Origin of the sequence: Engelhardtia mirabilis, from assembly GCF_007748095.1 — a bacterium.
GTDB lineage: Bacteria > Planctomycetota > UBA1135 > UBA1135.
In genome coordinates this window covers 2,055,244-2,073,421 of the sequence record NZ_CP036287.1, presented here as the reverse complement: position 1 = coordinate 2,073,421, position 18,178 = coordinate 2,055,244, and the positions used below count along the sequence as shown (strand labels likewise).

11 protein-coding genes are annotated in these 18,178 nt (G+C 70.3%); 4 read left to right on the top strand and 7 right to left on the bottom strand.

Annotation, left to right across the window (positions count from 1 at the left end):
- Positions 1-313: 313 nt before the first annotated feature.
- The 6 genes from Pla133_RS07495 to Pla133_RS07470 all read right to left on the bottom strand — a co-directional run bounded on the left by Pla133_RS07495 (position 314) and on the right by Pla133_RS07470 (position 10,423).
- On the bottom strand, positions 314-2,377 hold the full coding sequence (locus Pla133_RS07495; protein WP_145064306.1) for a S8 family peptidase: 2,064 nt from the start codon (positions 2,375-2,377) through the stop codon (positions 314-316).
- Positions 2,378-2,956: 579 nt separating this feature from the next.
- Positions 2,957-4,414, bottom strand: coding sequence for an efflux transporter outer membrane subunit (locus Pla133_RS07490; RefSeq protein WP_145064305.1), 1,458 nt, complete (start codon positions 4,412-4,414; stop codon positions 2,957-2,959).
- A complete protein-coding gene (locus Pla133_RS07485; protein WP_145064304.1) occupies positions 4,411-7,515 on the bottom strand; it encodes an efflux RND transporter permease subunit in 3,105 nt (1,034 codons plus the stop codon). Before Pla133_RS07485 ends, Pla133_RS07490 begins: the two co-directional genes overlap by 4 nt.
- A gap of 9 nt (positions 7,516-7,524) precedes the next feature.
- Positions 7,525-8,718 (bottom strand): efflux RND transporter periplasmic adaptor subunit, encoded by a 1,194-nt coding sequence (locus Pla133_RS07480; RefSeq protein WP_145064303.1) that lies wholly within the window; start codon positions 8,716-8,718, stop codon positions 7,525-7,527.
- 67 nt (positions 8,719-8,785) lie between these two features.
- The gene (locus Pla133_RS07475) at positions 8,786-9,415 is read right to left on the bottom strand and encodes a TetR/AcrR family transcriptional regulator (RefSeq protein WP_145064302.1); all 630 of its coding nucleotides are present in this window, start codon (positions 9,413-9,415) and stop codon (positions 8,786-8,788) included.
- Positions 9,416-9,634: 219 nt separating this feature from the next.
- Complete coding sequence (locus tag Pla133_RS07470; protein ID WP_419192216.1) at positions 9,635-10,423, bottom strand: SDR family NAD(P)-dependent oxidoreductase; 789 nt, start codon at positions 10,421-10,423, stop codon at positions 9,635-9,637.
- A gap of 309 nt (positions 10,424-10,732) precedes the next feature.
- Between Pla133_RS07470 and Pla133_RS07465 the strand changes: the two genes are divergently transcribed.
- From Pla133_RS07465 to Pla133_RS07450, 4 genes are all read left to right on the top strand, one after another.
- The gene (locus Pla133_RS07465; RefSeq protein WP_419192215.1) at positions 10,733-11,647 is read left to right on the top strand and encodes an alpha/beta hydrolase; all 915 of its coding nucleotides are present in this window, start codon (positions 10,733-10,735) and stop codon (positions 11,645-11,647) included.
- Positions 11,648-11,659: 12 nt separating this feature from the next.
- Entirely contained in the window at positions 11,660-13,291 is a 1,632-nt protein-coding gene (locus tag Pla133_RS07460; protein WP_145064299.1) for an oxidoreductase, read from the top strand.
- Between the two features lie 86 nt (positions 13,292-13,377).
- Positions 13,378-14,706, top strand: coding sequence for a hypothetical protein (locus Pla133_RS07455; protein WP_145064298.1), 1,329 nt, complete (start codon positions 13,378-13,380; stop codon positions 14,704-14,706).
- Between the two features lie 251 nt (positions 14,707-14,957).
- Positions 14,958-16,649 carry an FKBP-type peptidyl-prolyl cis-trans isomerase gene (locus tag Pla133_RS07450; protein ID WP_145064297.1) on the top strand — a complete coding sequence of 564 codons (1,692 nt, stop codon included), beginning with the start codon at positions 14,958-14,960 and terminating at the stop codon, positions 16,647-16,649.
- Between the two features lie 122 nt (positions 16,650-16,771).
- Here the strand turns inward: Pla133_RS07450 and Pla133_RS07445 are convergent, their stop codons facing one another.
- Positions 16,772-18,064 (bottom strand): hypothetical protein, encoded by a 1,293-nt coding sequence (locus tag Pla133_RS07445; RefSeq protein WP_145064296.1) that lies wholly within the window; start codon positions 18,062-18,064, stop codon positions 16,772-16,774.
- Positions 18,065-18,178 lie beyond the last annotated feature (114 nt).

The window sequence follows — 18,178 nt, the reverse complement described above, 5'->3', positions numbered from 1 at the left end:
TCGGGGGGGGCGCGGGAATCGCTGTCGCCGGAGACTGTCTCCGGTCAGAGCCCCCGGCGGCCCGGCTTGCTGTCCGCGGGGACTCCTGACGGAGGAATTCACCAGCGTCGATCCGCCGCGGGACGTCGAGGTATCGACCCAGGACCGGAGCGGAATCCGACGTCCCGTGGCGGTGGCGAGGCCGAGCCTTCGAACGGCCGCGACGAGCTGCGGAGTCAGGCCATCAGATCCCGACTCCCACCCCTGCACCCGGCACGACCGCCACGAGCAGGAGCACGGGGCGGCGACGCTCGTTGAGCGTCGCCGATCGGCCTCACTCGCCGCTCTCGTAGGAGAGCGACACGGCGGTCCCGAAGTACTCGCTGGAGCCGCCAAAGCTCCAGTTGCGCACCTTGAAGGTGTGGTAGCCGCTCTCGGTCGCCGTGAACTCGAGCATCTCGAAGGGCTGCACGCTCGACGAGGAGCTGGACTTGAGCGCGCCGCTCGGGCTGTAGCAGCGGAAGTCCAAGTCGCTGTCGAGGGTGCTGTCGTACCAGGTGAACGACAAGATCGAGCTCTTCTTCACCTGCGAGTCGAAGGACAGGCACGCGCGCACCTTGGTTCCGGCCGAGACCCAGACGGTGTTGGTGGTGTAGAGCCCGCTGGAGTCGAAGCTGCTCGGGTAGAGCGTCCCGTACTGGTAGCCGTTGCCCTTGCCGCGGCCGGCCACGCGGAAGGCCGCGTAGGCGCTCACGCCGCCGGCGCCGTCCTTGGACGACAGGCGGCTGGAACCCTCGATGTTGTGCCACGCGGTGGCCATCACGATCGCCCGCACGGGCTCGGGCCAGCTCCCGAGGCTGGGCACGCGATCCACGATCAGCGCCGCGATACCGGCGACGATGGGCGACGAGAAGGACGTTCCGCTGGCGCTGTAGCTGGTGCCGTTGGAGCAGTCGAGCATCGTCAGCCCGGTGCCGGGCGCCGCCACCTGAGGCGTCTCGACCCCAGTGGTCGGGTTCTGCCACGAGGAGGAGCTGGCCATCGACTCGCTGGTCCAGTTGTAGTCGTTCTGGTCGGTGAAGTTGCCGACGGCGATCTGGTTGAAGCCGGCCCCGGGGTCACCGGCGTAGGCGCCGGAGTTTCCGCAGGCGATGGCCAGGGTACGGGCGTTGTAGCGCGCCACGTAGTCCAGGTACTTGTCGAAGCCGGTCACGTTGCTGCCCGGGGCGCCGGCGCCGTAGGACAGGTTCATGATGTGGCAGCCGCGCGAGATGGCCCAGGTGATCGCGTCGACCGAACCCTGGAAGCCCGAGGTGAAGGTCTGGTTCGACGAGAAAGTCGCACCGTTGGCAGCGTAGAGGCGCGCGCCCTTGGCAACCCCGGTCTCGGTCGGGTGCGAGCTGGCGACGCAAGAGGCGACGCCGGTGGTGTGGCTCGAGTTGCTGCCGCTCTGCCGGAACTCGACGATGTCGAGGAAGCTGCCCGCGCAGGGCCGACCGCCCTCGACGATGCCGACTCGGCTGTAGTCCGCGTTCGCCCACGAGTAGTTCGAGTAGACCTTGTCCGCGCGAACCTCCTCGAAGGCGTTCTCGAGACGCGGCGCGAAGTCGGTGTCCGCGGCGTCGAGGACGAGCACCCGCGGGTCGTCGGCGATCTGTTGCAACCGAGCCAGGTCGGTCTCGAAGAAGACCAGGGGCGCTTGGGTATCGGCGCCGGCGACGATCCCGAGGCCACGCAGGTCTTCGGCGAAGCGAGCGGTCTCGGGCTCGATCGTGGCTGCGACCTTGCGGGCGATCTCGGCCAGGTGGTAGTCCACGTCGGCTTCGGTCAGTTGGCCGGCCTCGTCGAGGGCCTCAATGGCAGCGGCGTGCTCGAGGCGCGCGGCGTCCACGTCCTCGACGTCGATCCAGGCGGCGACTCGCACGGTCGCGCCGGGGGCGAGGTCGATGCGCTCGGCCAGGGCTGCGGTGAACTTGCCGCGACGCTGGAAGGCCACCACGCGTTCGGCGATCTTCGCCGCTTCCAGGTCGACGCTCTGCCCCAGGGCGTCGAGGGCCACGGTCACCTTGCGCTCGTCGCCGAGGAGAACCGAAGCGATCCAGAGCGTGCGACCGGTCTCGGGCAGCACGACGGGACCCTCGATGCGGTCGAGGATGAGTTGTGCGTTCGACGCGTCGACGCCGAGCAGTTCGGCGCCGGCGGCGCGGAACTGGCTGGCGCGCAACGGCGACTGGACGTCACCCGAACGCTCCTGGGCGGCGGCGCTGACGTCAAAGCCCTCGATCGACTGGGCGCTTGCGACCACCGGCAGCACGGCGAGGTGGGCGGAGACCAAGAGGGCGCCGGCCGCGAGGCCCCGCCAGGTGGGAACGGAACGGAACAGAGTCTGAGTTTGCATGGGTAAAGGACGAAGCCGCCGCCAGCCGCGCGCCCTCGCGCGGATCGGGTCCGGACAGTCCGCGGACGCTCTCCCCCAGGACCTCCCCAGGTAGTCAGTCGTTCGTCCGCGCTCACTCCGCCGACTCCGATCGGCGGCTTCGTGCTTGTGAACGTCCCACCTCGATCGGACCGAACTGCGCCGACCTCGAATCTCGAGCTGCGAGCACTTTCGGCTCGGTGAGACGGCGCCGCGCCCCTGCGCGGGCGAGACAGGGACGCGCCAGCGCGGAACAGTCAAGAGCCGACGAGCGTCGATGCGCCGCAAGTCGAGGCGGACGTCGCGCCACAACCTCGGGTCCTACCGCCGGCCCGCGTCGGTCGTCGACCTCCGCGCGACCTCGGCGCTGCGCCCCCCGGCGAGCGACCCGGTCCGAGTCGCGTCAGCGGGCGGCGGCCCTCTCGACGCGCGCTCGATCGGCGCCGAGCCGAGCCCGCCCCTCTCGCGCTCCCTACCCCCCTGCGGGCCCGCGCACGCTTCCCGACCTCCGACCGCGACTGGCCGCATGGCCCGGAACCCGTCACCCTGGTGCGCGACGCTCTAATCGGCCTCACCGACCGGCGTGCCGTCCGTCTGAGCCTCGAAGCCCCCGCCCAGGGCGCGGTAGAGGTCGATCAGGTTCGAGGTGATCGCTGCGGTCGAGGCCGCGACTTGGTCCTCGAGCTCGGCCAGCGCGCGTTCGGAATCGAGCACCGCCTGGAAGTCGGACAAGCCCTCCGTGTACTGGCTGCGAGCGGCTTCGACCGCCCGCGAGGCCTGGCCCGCCGCCGACGCCAACGCCTCCCGACGGGTCTGCTCCCGAACAAACGCGGTCTGCGCGTTCTCGGTCTCCTCGAGCGCGGACAGCACGGTCTGCTCCCATGCGATGGCCGCCTGATCGGCGCGCGCGTCCTGGGCTTCCACGAGCTGGCGCAGACGGCCGCGTTGGAAGAGGGTCCAGGTCATGGACGGTCCGAAGTCGTAGGTCCTGCTGCTGCTCTCGAACAGCTTGCCGGCGCCATTCGACGAGAGGCCGAGCATGCCGGTGAGTTCGAAGCGGGGGTAGAGCTCCGCCTCCGCCACCCCGACGCGTGCCACCTCGGCCGCGTAGCGGCGCTCGGCCGACCGGATGTCCGGCCGGCGACGCAGCAACTCGGCCGGCAGGCCCGTCGCGACGTCTCGCGGCGGAACGGGAATCGGGCGCACGGCGGACAGCTTCGCGGCGAGGGCCCCGGGCGGGACGCCGGCCAGCACGGCGAGGCGGTTCTCGGCTGCGCGTAGGCCCGCTTCGAGGGCCGGGACACGCGCGCGAGTCGACCCGAGGTTCGTGCCGGCCTGGGCGACGTCGCGCTCGCTCACGAGACCTGAGTCGAAGCGCGCCTCGACCAGCGACAAGGTCTGCTCCTGCAGCTCGACGTTCCTGCGCGCTATGGCGAGGCGGGCCTGGAACGCGCGCAGGTCGACGTAGGCCGAGGCGATCTCGGCGGCCACCGCCACACGAACGGCGCGTGCGTCCTCGAGGCTCGCTTCGAACTGGGCATTCGCCGCCTCCGAGGAGCGCTGCAGTCGGCCCCACAGATCGAGTTCCCAGGACGCTCCGATGCCGATGGAGTGGATGTCGGTCTCCGTCGCGAAGGCGCCGAACGGGGTGTTCTCGCTCGCTCGGCTGTGAGCGTAGGATCCCGTCGCCTGAACCGCGGGGTAGCGCTCCCCCAGGGCCACGCCTCGCAGTGCATGGGCCTCGCGCACGCGCGCCAGGGCCGCTCGGAGGTCCAATCCGTCGCTCACCGCGAGCGCCACCAGCTCGTCGAGCAGAGGGTCGTCCAAGCGCTGCCACCAGAGGGCGGTATCGACCTCGCTGCCCGACAGGCCCGCGGACCGCGCCTCGCGCCAGCCCTCGGATACCTCGAGCGTCGGAGGCTCGTAGTCGCGGCCGACCGTGGTGCAGGCGGCCAGAAGCAGCAACGCGGGCGGAAGCACCCGACGCAGGGCTCGGACGTCGACGGTTCGTGAACTCATCGGGCGGGCTCCAGGGCCGGCGTGGGCAACATGCGGCGCTCGCGTTCCTGCGCCTGCGCCTGGCGCGCGTTGCGCGCGCGGTGATCGACAGCGATCAGGGAGTAGAAGACCGGCACCACGAACAGGGTGAAGACCGTGCCCATGACCATGCCCGCCACCAACACGATCCCGATGCTGTTGCGGGCTCGCGCCCCGGGACCGGTGACGAACACCAGCGGCAGGTGACCGAAGACGGTCGCCGCCGTGGTCATGAGCACCGGGCGCAGCCTGATCTCAGCCGCCTGGCGCAGCGCAACCAGCTTCTCCAGGCCACTCTCCTGCAGACTGTTCGCGAACTCGACGATCAAGATCCCGTTCTTGGCGATCAAGCCGACCAGGGTGATCAACCCCACCTGCGAGTAGATGTTGATCGTCGTCAGGCCCAGGAAGCTGAACAGCAGGGCCCCCGAGATCGCCAGCGGAACCGATCCGAGCAGCACGACCAACGGATCGCGGAAGCTGCGGAACTGGGCCGCCAGCACGAGGTACACCAGCACGATCGCGAAGCCGAGGGTGACGACGAGTGCCGAACCCTCCTTGCGGATCTGGCGCGATTCGCCGGCGTAGTCCGTCTCGACGCCCCGCGGCCCCAGCTTGGCGATGGCCGACTCCAGCGTGCGGAGGCCCTCCTCCTTGGTGACGCCCGGAGCCACGCCGCCGAAGACCCGCACGGCGTTGCGCTGCTGGAAACGGTTGAGCACGCGCGGTGCCACGCTGGACTCGATGTGGGTGAACGTGGACACCGGTACCAAGTCGCCGGCGGGCGTCTTGATCTTCAGGTCCAGCAGCGGTCCCACCGTCGCGCGCTCCGCGTCCCCCAGTTGGGGGATCACCTTGTAGCTGCGATCGAAGTGGTTGAAGCGGTTCACGTACCCGCCGCCGAGCAGGATGCCGAGCTCGCGTCCGACGCCAGCCAGATCGAGCCCGAGGTCCGCGACCCGCTCGCGGTCGATGATCACCCGTGCCTCCGGCCGGTCGACCTTGAGGTCGGTATCGACGTACAGGAACTTGCCGCTCTGCCAGCCCGCGCCGACGACGGCCCCGACCAGCGGGAGCATCTCCTCCAAGGGAGCGTCACTCTGCAGCACGAGTTCGACGTCGTACTGACCCGAGGTGGGCAGGGGCGGATCGAGCCGCGGGAAGACGCGCACGCCAGGGATCTGCGAGACCACGCCGTAGACCTGGCCGTAGAGCTCCTCGGTCGAGCGTTCTCGCTCCTTCCAGTTCTTCATCGCCACCCCGCCGAACCCGCCCCAGTTGCCCACCAGGGACCACATGAAGCGTGCCTCGGGGAGCGCATTGATGGCCGTCGCGACCTGCCGCGAGCCCTCGTCCACGGCGGACAACGTGGCGTCGGGCGCCACGTCGAAGAACATGCTGATGTGGCTCTGATCCTCGACCGGCGCCAGCTCGCGGCTCGAGAGGGAGTAGAGCGGGTAGGCGGCGGCCATGACCAGCAGCGCGGCGACGACGACCACGGCGCGCATGTCGAGCGCGACCGCGAGGCACCAGGCGTAGATCCGCCGGACGCGATCGAAGCCCTTGTTCACGAGCTTGGTCAGCCGGCTCTCCTTGCCGCTCGTGCGGACGAAGCGCGAGCTCATCACGGGCGAGAGAGTCAGCGCCACGATGCCCGAGACGATTACCGCCGCCGCCAGGGTGATCGCGAATTCGAGGAACAGGCTGCCGGTCAGGCCGCCCTGGAACCCGATCGGGGTGTAGACCGCAGCCAAGGTGATCGTCATCGCGATGATCGGCCCCAGAAGCTCCCGCGCCGCGGCGATGGCGGCGTCGACGCGCGTCTTGCCCAGGTGCACGTGCCGCTCGACGTTCTCGACGACCACGATCGCATCGTCGACCACCAAGCCCACCGATAGAACAATGGCGAGGATGGTGAGCAGGTTCAGGCTGAACCCCAGCGCCATCATCACCATCACCGCACCGATCAGCGACACCGGCATGGCGACCAGTGGCACGAGCGCGGTGCGGAGCGAGCCCAGGAAGAGGAAGACCACCAGGCCGACGATCGCGATCGTCTCAGCCAGGGTCTTGGTGATCTCCTTCAGCGCGTCGCGCATGAAGACCGTGCCATCCCAGACCAGGCGCATCTCGACGTCGGCCGGCAGGGTCGGACGCAGACGCTCCATCTCCGCCCGCAGGCCGGCGGCGACCTCGATCTCGTTGGCGCCGACCAAGGGCCAGACGCCCAGGTACACGCTGGGCTGCGCGTTGTACTTGGCGATCAGGTCCGCCTCTTCCGCGCCGAGCTCCACGCGCGCGATGTCGGACAGCCGCACGACGGCGCTGTCGCGGTCGGCGACGATCAGGTCCTCGAACTCCTCGACGGTCCGCAGATCGGTGTTGGCCAAGAGGTCGACCTGGACCTCGCGGCCCTTGGTCTGACCGACAGCCGCGAGGTAGTTGTTGCGCTGCAGGGCGCCGTAGACGTCGCCCGGGGACAGATCGAGCTCCGCGAGCTTGTCGGGATCGATCCAGACCCGCATCGCGATCGGGCGCCCGCCCTCGGAGTTCGTGACGCGCTGGATCCCCGGCAGCGTGGCCAACTGCGGCTGGATCGTCCGTCCCAGCCAGTCGGTCAGCTCCGACACGCTTCGCCGTTCGGAGGAGAAGCTGATGTAGAAGGTCGCGTAGGGCCGGTCCGCGCGCTGAACCTCGATTCGCGGCGGCTCCGCGTCGCCCGGAATCTCCGAGCGCACCTGCTGGATCCGCGCCGTGACCTCGGCCAAGGCCTCGGTCGTCGAGTGACCGAGCTCGAGGTGCACGGTGATCGTGCTGAGGTTGGCCCGACTGGTGGACTCGATGTGATCCACCCCGCCGATCGCCGAGACCGCGCGTTCGATCGGCGTGGTCAGGAAGCCCCGTACGGCTTCGGCGCTGGCGCCCGGGTAGGCCGTCGTGATGATCACCGACGAGCTCTCGAGCTTGGGGTACTGCTGGATCGGCAGCGAGAAGACAGCTCGCAGACCGACGAGCACGATCACCAGGTTGACGACGACCGCCAGGACCGGGTGCTTGATGAAGATGTCCGTGAAAGCGCGCAAGGGAGACCTCTAATTCGCCGCGCTCGCGCCAGCGGCCGGGGACTGTTGAGCCACGTCGACGCGCGCCCCTTCGTACAACTTGAACGAGCCGATCACCGCGACTCGCTCGTCCGCCACGAGCCCGCTCTCGATCACGACCGCGTCACCCAGGACGGCGCCCGCGTCGACTCGCCGCTCATGGGCGCGGGTCGCGCCCTGACCGTCGTCCACCAGCACGAACACCAGGTCACCCGCGGGGCTCCGACGCAGCGCACTCACGGGCACCGTCAGCACGTCGCGCGGGGGCCCGAGCGGGACCCGCACGCGAACCGAGGAGCCGGGGGCTGCCGGAGTCCCCTCGATGCGCGCCCGCACCAGGCTGTTGCGGGTCGAGCGGTCCACCCGCGCGTCGATGGCTACGATGCGGGCCTCGACCAACGACTCCGTGGGTCCCGCGACGACCGAGACCTGCTGCCCGACCAAGAGGCCGGCGGCGGTGTCCTGGGGTACCGAGAAGTCGACGTGTACCGCGTCATCGGCGCCCTGCAGCGTGGTCAGGGAGGCTCCCTGGTCCAGGTACTGACCTGTGTGCACGTCCGAGAGGCCGATCCGCGCCCTGAAGGGTGCGCGCAGGGTCTTGCGTCGAATCTCCGCCTTCGTCCGCGCGACATCGGCATCAGCGACCTCGCGCTCGGTGCGAGCACGATCGACGTCGGCTTGACTCGCGCCCCGGCTGGCGCTCGCGCGCTCCGTGCGATCCAGCAGCGTGGCCGCCAGCGCCGCTCGAGCCTCGAGCGCGGCGAGTTCCGCCTGCTCGACGCTCACGTCGAGCGCGACCAGGAGCTCTCCCTCCTCGACGATGGCTCCGGCCTCGAGGCGCGATTCGACCACCGTGCCCGCCACCTCGTTGCGAAGCGTCACCGAGCGCAGAGCGAGCACCGTGCCGATCGCGGTGCTCGTGCGCTGGTAGGGCAGTATGCGAGCCAGGTCAGCGGTCACGACGGCGACCGGTTCGGGTTGCTGAACTGCCGCGGCCGCCGCCATCTGGCCTCGGCGCCAGGCCGTGAGGCCGAGACCACCGCCCACGATCACGGCGAGCAGGAGCAGCGAGGCGATCCAGGCTGCGTAACGCGGCGGGCTCGGCAGGTCGCGGGAATCGGCCTCCCGATCGACGGGAGCCGAGCTCGACGGACGCGGCTCTTGCGCTAGGGAAGCGTGAGTCATGGGTATGCAAGTCGACTGGGTCGATGATCTTGGTGCGCGTTGCCCCACCGACTGGAATGCGTGGTCGTCAGGGTGAATGCGGGAGCAGGGTCCCAAAGACGAAGTCGAGGAAGTCCTCGAGTGGCTGCAGGCTGCGCTCGATCTGCATGCGCGTGGTCGCCCCGATCCAGAGCATGACCAGCACGTTGGCCAGGTGGTCGGCGTCGTGCCGCGCGGCGATCTCACCGGCCGCCTGCCCCTCCTTCAGGACTCCGGCGAGCCCCGTGCTCCACTGCTGGTAGGCGCCCTTGACCGCGGCGTGCACCGAGTCGCTGAGATTCGACGTCTCGAGGGCGAGCTTGGCGATCAGGCACTCACACGATGTGCCGCTGTCCCTGCACTCCTCGAAGCCCGAATCGAAGACTGCCCGCAGCCGTTGCAACGGGGTCATCCCCCGGTCCGAGAGCAGCGGCCCCATGTGCTCGAGGTGCTCATCGCGGGCGCGCTCGATCAGCGCGACCCCCAGAGCCTCCTTGGACGCGAAGTAGTGGTAGAAGGAGCCCTTCGGGACGCCGGCGCGCTGCAGGATTTCGTTCAGGCCCGAGCCGTTGAAGCCCTTGGCGCTGACGATGTCGTGGGCGGAGGCGAGGATTCGCTCCTGCGTGCCAACCGCTTCGGAGGTCGCTCCTTCGTCCAGGGGAGTCTTCGGGCGAGACATGGGGGCGGGAAAATAGACCGGTCGTCTAGCCCTGTCAAATCAAGTCTCGGAACTCGTGGGAGGGGCTCCAAGCGCCCTACCGGCCCCCCACCGCTCTGACCTCGCAGGCAACTTCGGGGTTCGCGGCGCTGGACCAGAACTATCTGGTTCCACCGCGAGCTGGGCGGGCGGGTCGCTCCGCCACGGCGCCCCTCCCTCTGCGACTGGTGCCCTGGACCACTACTGGCGCAGGTGCTGACGAGCGCCGTCCAACTCGATCACCGCGCCGTTCGGTCCCGACTCGAGCCACTGGCGAGCGACTCCGGCCACCTCCGACGGTTGGACCAGGGCGCCGCCCGGATTCTGTGATGCGAAGAATGCGCGCGCCTCGGCCTCGGACTTGCCGGTCTTGGCCACGACGTTGGCGATCGAGGCGGCGAGCATGGGCGAGTCGACGTAGTGCGGACAGATGGCGCCGAAGGCGACGCCCTTGGGGCCGACCTCGAGCGCGGCGGCGCGGGTGAAGCCGAGCAGGGCATGCTTGGACGCGCAGTAGGCGCTGACATAGGGATAGCCCACCAGCCCGGCGGAGGAAGCGATCGCCAGGATGCGGCCGGCGCCCCGCTCGAGCATGCCCGGCAACAGCGCCTCGACCAGGAGCCGTGGGCCGTGGAAGTTGACCGCCAGGTGCCGCTCGTAGAGGTCTTCTCCCGAGTCCGTCGTGCCGCGCAGGAGCGGCGCGCTGATGGCGATCCCGGCGTTGTTGACCAGCCAATCGACGGGACCGAGCTCGCCGGCCAACTGCTCGATGCGAACTCGGGCCGCGCGCAGGGAGGAGCGATCCGCCACGTCCAGAGCCAGGGGCCGCGCCGAACCTCCCGCCTCCTCGATCTGTGCGCAGAGCCGTTCGCAGTCCTGCAGACCGCGGGCGGCCACGATCACCGCGGCCCCCACTGTGACGAGCTCCTCGACGATCGCGGCGCCGATGCCGCGACTGCCGCCGGTGACGAGCGCGACATGCTGAGTCATGGCCGGGATTCTGGCACCACCAAGCGCGGGTTGCGAGACCGCTCGGCGTCGGGTGCCCGGCGACACGTAGTTGCGCCCCCCAGTGACCGTCTCGAGTAGTCCTCGACCCGAGCCCGGGCTGCTCGGACGCAGCTCCCTCGCCCGATGGGAGCTCGGCCGGTCGCGACGAGGATCGCGCCCTCGGCCCGTGTCCACGAGCGGCCCATCCGGGACTCGATCGGGACCACTGCCCTCGCGGAGCTCCATGTCGAAGCCGTCGGGGCTGGCCCGAACCCGAGTCCGTGGGGCGGTAGGATCTCTCCCCCAACCATGGCACTCACATCGCTGATCACGCTGGTGGCCGCCGCGGCCCTCGCCGCGACGACCCAGGAGCCCGCCCCCCCGGCAGCCGCCCCTTCGGCGGTGTCCGCACCGGCGACCGTGTACCGGACGGTCACGTTCCAAAGTGGCGACGGCCTGGAGATCACCGCCGACCTCTATGTCGGCGAGGTCTCCTCGCCCCAGGAACGTTCGCAGCGGCCCTTCATCGTCCTCTTCCACCAGGCCGGCTGGAGCCGCGGCGAGTACCGGGAGATCGCCCCCCAGCTCGTGCTCCTGGGCTTCGACTGCTTGGCCGTGGACCAGCGCTCCGGCGGCGCGGTCAACGACGTCGTCAACGCCACCAACGCCCGCGCGGTGGCGGCGGAACTGCCGACGCGCTTCACCGATGCCGAGCAGGACATGGTCGCCGCCCTGGCCGCGGTGCGCCGGCACCTCGCCAACGGCCGCACCCTCGTGGCCTGGGGCAGCAGCTACTCCTCGGCCCTGGTCTTGCGCCTGGCCGCCGACCACCCCGAGTTGGTGGACGCCTGGGTCGCCTTCGCCCCCGGCGACTACTTCGAGCGCGAAGGCAAGCCCAAGGACTGGATCGCATCCGCCGCGCTGCGAGTGACCCAACCGGGCTTCCTGACTTCCGCCCGCCGCGAGCGCGGCAACTGGGAGGAGATCTGGGACAACCTGCCTTCCACTCCGAACGAGGGTCGCTGGTACTTCCTGCCCGAGACCGAGGGCAACCACGGATCGCGAGCACTGTGGGCGCGCTTCGAGGACAGCGGCGCCTATTGGGCAGCGCTCGAGCCCTTCCTCGACCACGTCTACACCCTCGAGCGCCCCGCCCCCCTGGTCCGCGAGCAAGTCGAAGACGATCCTTTCGCCGCATCGACCCAGGCGCCGGACCAGGGCTGATCGGCGCCGACGATGGCCAATACTCCCCGCACGCCGTTCCGGCACGAGATCGCTCCCGCCGTCTGGCCCAGCGCCGAACAGGCGCGGTCGAGCCGACTCTTCTCCCCCGTCGATCTGGGCCCCCTGAGCGCGCGCACGCGTACCTGGGTCCCGGCCATGGTGCCCTGGCGCGCCACCGACGAGGGCTTCGTGACCCCCGAGGTGCTCGAGTGGTACGGCCGCTTCGCCGACGGGCGACCCGGCGTGCTCGTGATCGAAGCTACGGGCATCCGTGACGTCCCCAGCGGCCCCCTGCTGCGGATCGGGCACGACCGCTTCCTGCCCGGTCTGCGCGAGCTGGTCGAGACGGTCAGACGTCGCTCCGAGGGGCAGACCCGGCTCCTGATCCAGTGCATCGACTTCCTCGCCATCAAGCGGCGACCGACGGTCGAGAAGTTCGTGCAGCGCTTCCTGGAAATCACAACGCGTCACCGGGACGGCCTGGCGGCCACGCCCGGCGCAGGCACTGCATCGGACGCAGGCACCGCATCGGACGCCGGCACCGCATCGGACGCTGGCACTGCATCGGACGCAGGCACTGCATCGGACGCAGGCACCGCATCGGACGCCGGTACCGCACCGGACGCCGACGACGCAGCGATACGGGCCGCGCTGCTCGCCCTGCCCCACGAACGACTGCTCGAGATCCTGAGCCCGCGCGAGGTCTCCGACCTCGAGATGGGTTACCGCGAGCGCGTCGACGATTTGCAACTGCCCCACGTGGCGGACCTCCCCCATGTTCTGCCCGGCCTGTTCGCCGACGCGTCGGGGCGCGCCCGCGAGGCCGGCTTCGACGGCGTCGAGCTGCACTACGCCCACGCCTACACCATGTCCTCGTTCCTCAGTCGGACGAACGGGCGCACGGACGGTTACGGGGGATCGCGTGAAAACCGTGTGCGCCTGCCGCTCGAGGTCTTGGCCGCCGTGCGCGAACGCGTGGGCGACAACTACTGCGTCGGCTGCCGCTTCCTGGGCGACGAAATCATCGCCGGCGGCAGTCGCGTCGAGGACGCCGTCTACTACGGCACCGAGTTCGCGCGGGCCGGGATGGACTTCCTGTCGATCAGCGTCGGCGGCAAGTTCGACGACGCGAAGCAGCCCAAGGTCGGCGAGGCCGCCTACCCCTACACCGGCGAGAGCGGCCACGAGTGCATGCCCACCGTCCGCATCGACCAGCGCGGGCCCTTCGGCCGCAACCTGCCCGTGTCCCGTGCGGTGCGCCAGGGCCTGCGGGCCGCCGGGTTCGAGACGCCGGTGGTCGGCGCGGGCGGGATCAACTCCTTCGAGCTGGCCGAGCGGGCCCTGACCCAGGGGGACTGCGACGTGATCGCCGCCGCGCGGCAGAGCCTGGCCGACCCCGACTGGTGGCTGAAGATGGAACGTGGACAGGGCGCCCAGACCCGCCGCTGCCTGTTCACGAATTACTGTGAGGCCCTCGACCAGCGCCACCAGCAGGTCACCTGCCAACTCTGGGACCGCGACTTCGAGGCCGCCGACCCCGGGGGCTCGGACGGGGCCATCCGGCGCTCCCCGGACGGCAAGCGCCGCCTGGTACCCCCGCCCTGGCGACCGGATCCTGACGCTTTGCGCACAAACGGCGAGTGACCTGTCCGTAACTGTGCCCGGTCGGGCCTCGTCCCTGCGCTAGCCTCCGCTCGAGCCCTTCCGCCGCGACGCCGACGACCATCGCAATGCAGATCCGCCCCCGACCCTCGCTCCGTGCCGGCGCCGCCCTCCTGGCCCTCGTCGCCGGCATTCCGTCGGGCGCCGCCGCGTTGCCCCCCAGCCCAGCGCCCCAGGATCCCGAGCGCGGGTCGATCGGCGGACTGATCGTGTGCGGACCGGGTTGGGTCGAGGTCGACGGCGCGCGTCGGATCGAGACCCCCTACCCGGTGGCCAAGGCCCTCGAGTTCGCCGGGCCGGGCGCGCTGATCGAGCTGCAGCCCGGTGACTACGCGCCGCTGATGATCGGGTTCAACAACCAAGACCCCTCCAACGCCCGCACGGTCGGCGGCCAACCCGGGCTGCCGATCACCGTACGCGGGCGCGGCATCGTGCGCTTCAAGGCCCAGGGCCGCGGCGACACCATCGGCATCTCCCAGCAGTTCCCGGTCGCCCACATCACCTTCGAAAAGGTGGTGATCGAGGCCGGCACGCGCTCGGCGGTGATGTTCTACGACCTGGCCGACAACGAACAGCACACCGGCTTCCACTTCTACGACTGCGGGATCGACGGCGGCTGGGACCACGTGGCCGGCACGGGCAACTCCAGCAAGTGGGGCATCCTCGGCCACGACCTGGCCGACTTCGTCTTCGCCGGGCGCGAGGGCCGGGCCTTCGTGCGCGACGTGCGGCTGGAACACGGTTTCTACCTGCAGAGCCCGCGCGGGGACATCACCCTCGAGAACATCGATGGCACGCGCCTGGGGCGCTGCTTCGTGCAGATCACCGCGCGCGAGCGCTCGGGTCCTCCGGGTCGCGGCTTGATCGTCGTGCGAGGCAACAAGGTCTCCGACACTGGCTTGTCCGAGTGGGACGACTTCAAGGGCGGCACGGCCTTCACCTTCGCGGGAGGCCTGCAGCACTGCACGATCCTGGTCCAGGACAACACGTACAAGGCCGGCTTCGATCAACGCCTCCGCAAGTTGACCCGCGGCGGCGCGCCCTACGGCACCGGCGCGTTGGTGGCCTGGGACGGCGGCGAGAAGCTCCCCAACGGTTCGCTGGTGCTGCGCTCCAACGAGTTCCGCTTCGCCGAGGGTTGTGGCGACCGCGCCACGGTCGCCATCTCGGCCTGCGAGCGGGTCGTGATCGAGGCCGACAACGTCTTCCAAGCCGGCGCATTCGGCGTGGCCCTCGACCTCGAGCCGGAGTACACCGGCGACCGCCCGGGACCCAAGCCCAACGGGCGCGTCTTCCTCGCCGACGGCGTGGATCTGAAGGGTGAGCTGCGAATCTCCGGGCGCGCCGCGACGGACGCCCAGCGCAGCGCCCTGGCGATCTCGTTCGGCGAGCGCTGAGGGGCCGAGGGCTCCACGCCCGGCGCTCGCGCGACGGCTCCGAGCCGGTGCGGTCCACGCCGTCGCGCCCGACGATCGACCGGGCACGGGCTCGCGTTCGGACTCCGATCACCCCGGCGGCCCATCGGGGCCAACTCCGCGGCGCCGGGGGCGTACCGACCTGCCAGGTGCCGTTAGGATCCTCGCCCCCAAGCAACGGTCGACCCGCACGGGGTCACCGATCGATCGCCCCAAGTCACTCAGGACGCCAGATGTCTCTCTCGACCCTCACTGCGCTGACCCTCTTGGCAGCGCCCCACTTCGGCGCCGCCAGCGGCTCGATCCCGCTCACGACCGCGGCCACGCCGACGGGAGTCGCGGGTGCGCCGATCGCCGGTTCGATCCAGGACGGAACGAACCAGGACGAGCCCGCGGCTCAAGACGGGCCCGCGGCGATCCCCGCCGACGGCGCGACTGCGGTCACGACCGAGTCAGGCCTGGTCTATTCGATCCTCGAGCCCGGGCTCGAAGGCTCGCCCAAGCCCGCGCTCGGCGACATGGTCGAGGTGCACTACACCGGTTGGCTGACCGACGGGACGATCTTCGACAACTCGCGGGTGGCGCGGCAGCCGGGCGGCGAGGTCGAGACCGCGAAGTTTCGTCTGGGACGCGTGATCCCGGGTTGGAACGAGGGGCTGCAGCTCATGAGCCCGGGCTCGCGCTTCAAGTTGACGGTGCCGGCCGACCTGGCCTACGGCGACCAGTCGCGGGGCGAGATCACACCCGGATCGACCCTGATCTTCGACGTGGAGCTGATCGGCTTCACGCCCGGCGAGCGGCCCCCGGCGTTCCAGCCCCTCGACCCGCAGAAGGCGATCATGCTGGCGCGCGGGATCCGCTACCAGGTGCTCGAACCCGGCAGCGGGGAGGCGCCGGCGCCCGACGAGGCGGTCAAGCTGTGGTTCGCCATGTACGGACCGAATGGACAGCCGATCGACTGCAGCGAGTGGGACAACGGTCCTCTGATGTGCTCGACGCAACAGGCTCCCCTGCCCTTCATCGAGGAGCTGCTGCCGGTGGTCAAGCCGGGCACCGTGGCCCTGGTCGAGGTCCCGCCCTCCGCGGGCTTCGGCGACGCGGCTGTCCCCGGCATCGGCGAGGGCGACTCGACGATCTGGCGCATCGAAGTGCTGCACGTGGCGCGCAACCCGGTCCTGCCCGACTTCGTGCCGGTGCCCGATGAGGGCGCGACCGTGACCGAGAGCGGCATCCGCTGCCTCACGCTCGAGCCCGGCGAGGGCGCGCCGCCGACCGCGGAGCAGACCTTCAAGCTGCGCTTCACCTACTGGACCACCGACGGCCAGTTGATCGATTCGAGCCTGAACACGCCCCAGGGCTCCCTCACCGCCAAGGCCGATCAACTGCTCCTGCCCTTCATGAAGGAGCTTCCGCTCACCATGGCGCCGGGCTCCGTCCTGGTGGCCGAGGTTCCGCCGGAGCAGAGCTTCGGCGAGCGCCAGCCGCCTGGCATCGAGCCCGGCGCGAGCACCATCTGGCGCCTGGAGCTGCTCGACGTGCTGGAGCCCCTGCCGGTGCCCGAGTTCGTCGAACCGAAGCGCGAGGGCTCCGACATCACCGACAGCGGCTTGGTGATCCAGACCGTGATCGCCGGCAGCGGCAAGCCGGCGCGCGCCGACCAGAAGGTGCGTGTGCACTACGCCGGCTGGCTGGCCTCCGACGGCACCCTGTTCGACAACTCCTTCGAACGCGGCGAGCCCTCGACCTTCGGCGTGACCCAGGTCATCCCGGGCTGGACCGAAGCCCTGCTCGAGCTCCCGGCCGGCAGCACGGCGCTGCTCTGGATCCCCTCGGACCTGGCCTACGGACCCAGGGGCGCCGGCCCGATGATCGGCCCCAACGAGGACCTGGTCTTCCTGGTGCAGGTGATCGCGATCGAGGACTGAGCCGACTTCGGCGACGGGGCCGTCGCGAGCGCCTGGGGCGATCGCGACGGCCTCGCGTCGTTCGTGAGCGATCGGCGCTCGGTCGGTTCCGCGGGCAAGGGCGCCCAACGGGGCCGCGGCGCCTACCAGTCGCTGGGCTGTTCGACAGTGACCGTGCTGCCGGAGGTCAACTCGACGTCCAGCCCGCGCCGGTCGGCCGCGACCACGGTCGCTTGGATCGTTTCGCCGCCGAAGTACACCCGACGGGGACCCGCCATGCGGCGCGCTTCACGCTGACGGCCGGCCAGGATCTCGAAGGGCAGGGACCCGCCGCCCGGGGACTCGATCAGGTCGACGACCGCGCTCGACAGTCCACCCTCGAGCTCGAGCACGACCTGCCTGCCATCACCATCGGGCCGGGGCACGACGCGCAGGGGGGCGGGCTCCCCGACCCAGTCCGGCCCACCGATGGCGAACGCGACGTCGCCCTCGAAGGGGATTCGGCCCTCGAAGGCCAGTCGGTCGATGCCGCGCTCCACCCTCCAGGGCACGAGTCGCCAAGACAACGTCCGCACCGCGGCCTGCGGCATGGCGAAGACCTCCAGGCGGGAACGGATGCCCGTTAGCTGCGGGACCCGCAACTCGAAGTCCAGGGGCGTACCGAGCTCGAGGATCAGCTCCTCGCCTGCGGCCCGGATCGAGGCCGCGCCGACCTGGCCGTCGGGGCTCTCGACCTCGACCATCGGCGCTGCGTCCGCGCCCCGTAACTGGAGCGGGTCGACGAAGTAGCTGAAGGTCCCGTCCGCAGCGGTGCGACCGTCCGGGCTGCCGTGCACGGCCATCCAGCTGTGGCTGAGAGGGTGCCAATGGCGAACGGTCACGCGTGCGTCCTCGACCGGGCCCCCGCCGCGGTCGACCACCAGGCCCTCGACCAACAGGGCCGGCCGCTCCAATCGCAACTCACCGAAGTCGAGGACGCTCCCGTCGACCGGGAAGGGACGCTCCACCCGGCAGGCGCCTGCGGGCTGCACGCTGGCGCGCGCTTCGAGCTCGATTCCGTCGGGCAGGTCCGCGCCCGACGCGCGGTGGATGAGCGAAACAGTCAGGCTAACGAGCGAGCCGTCCACGGCCGGCTGCACCCGCACCCGATCGAGTGACGAGCGCCGCCGGATCCGCCCGTCCTTCGACCAGGTCTCCCACGCGATCACGTCGATCGAAGCGGGCAGCGGACCGTCGGTGATGGCCAGCTCACAGCGCAGCTCCAGCTCACCCACGCTCGGCTGCTCGACGGGCTCATCGAACGACGATTCGCGGGCAGGGTCACCTCCGTCAGCGCCTCCCTGGGCGGCCCGCCCCACCTGCCAAGCGCCACCGAGCAGCAGAGCCGCGACCCCGATCCCCGCCACCGTCGATCCCCGCTGCCATCCTCTGTTCATCGCTGTTTCCTCGGACCCTCGAGTCCTGCCCCAGGCGGGCATGGCTCGACCCTAGGGCCCGCCGCGGACGACTCGAGCCCTTGCACCGATCAAGACCCGGTCAATCGGCTCCAC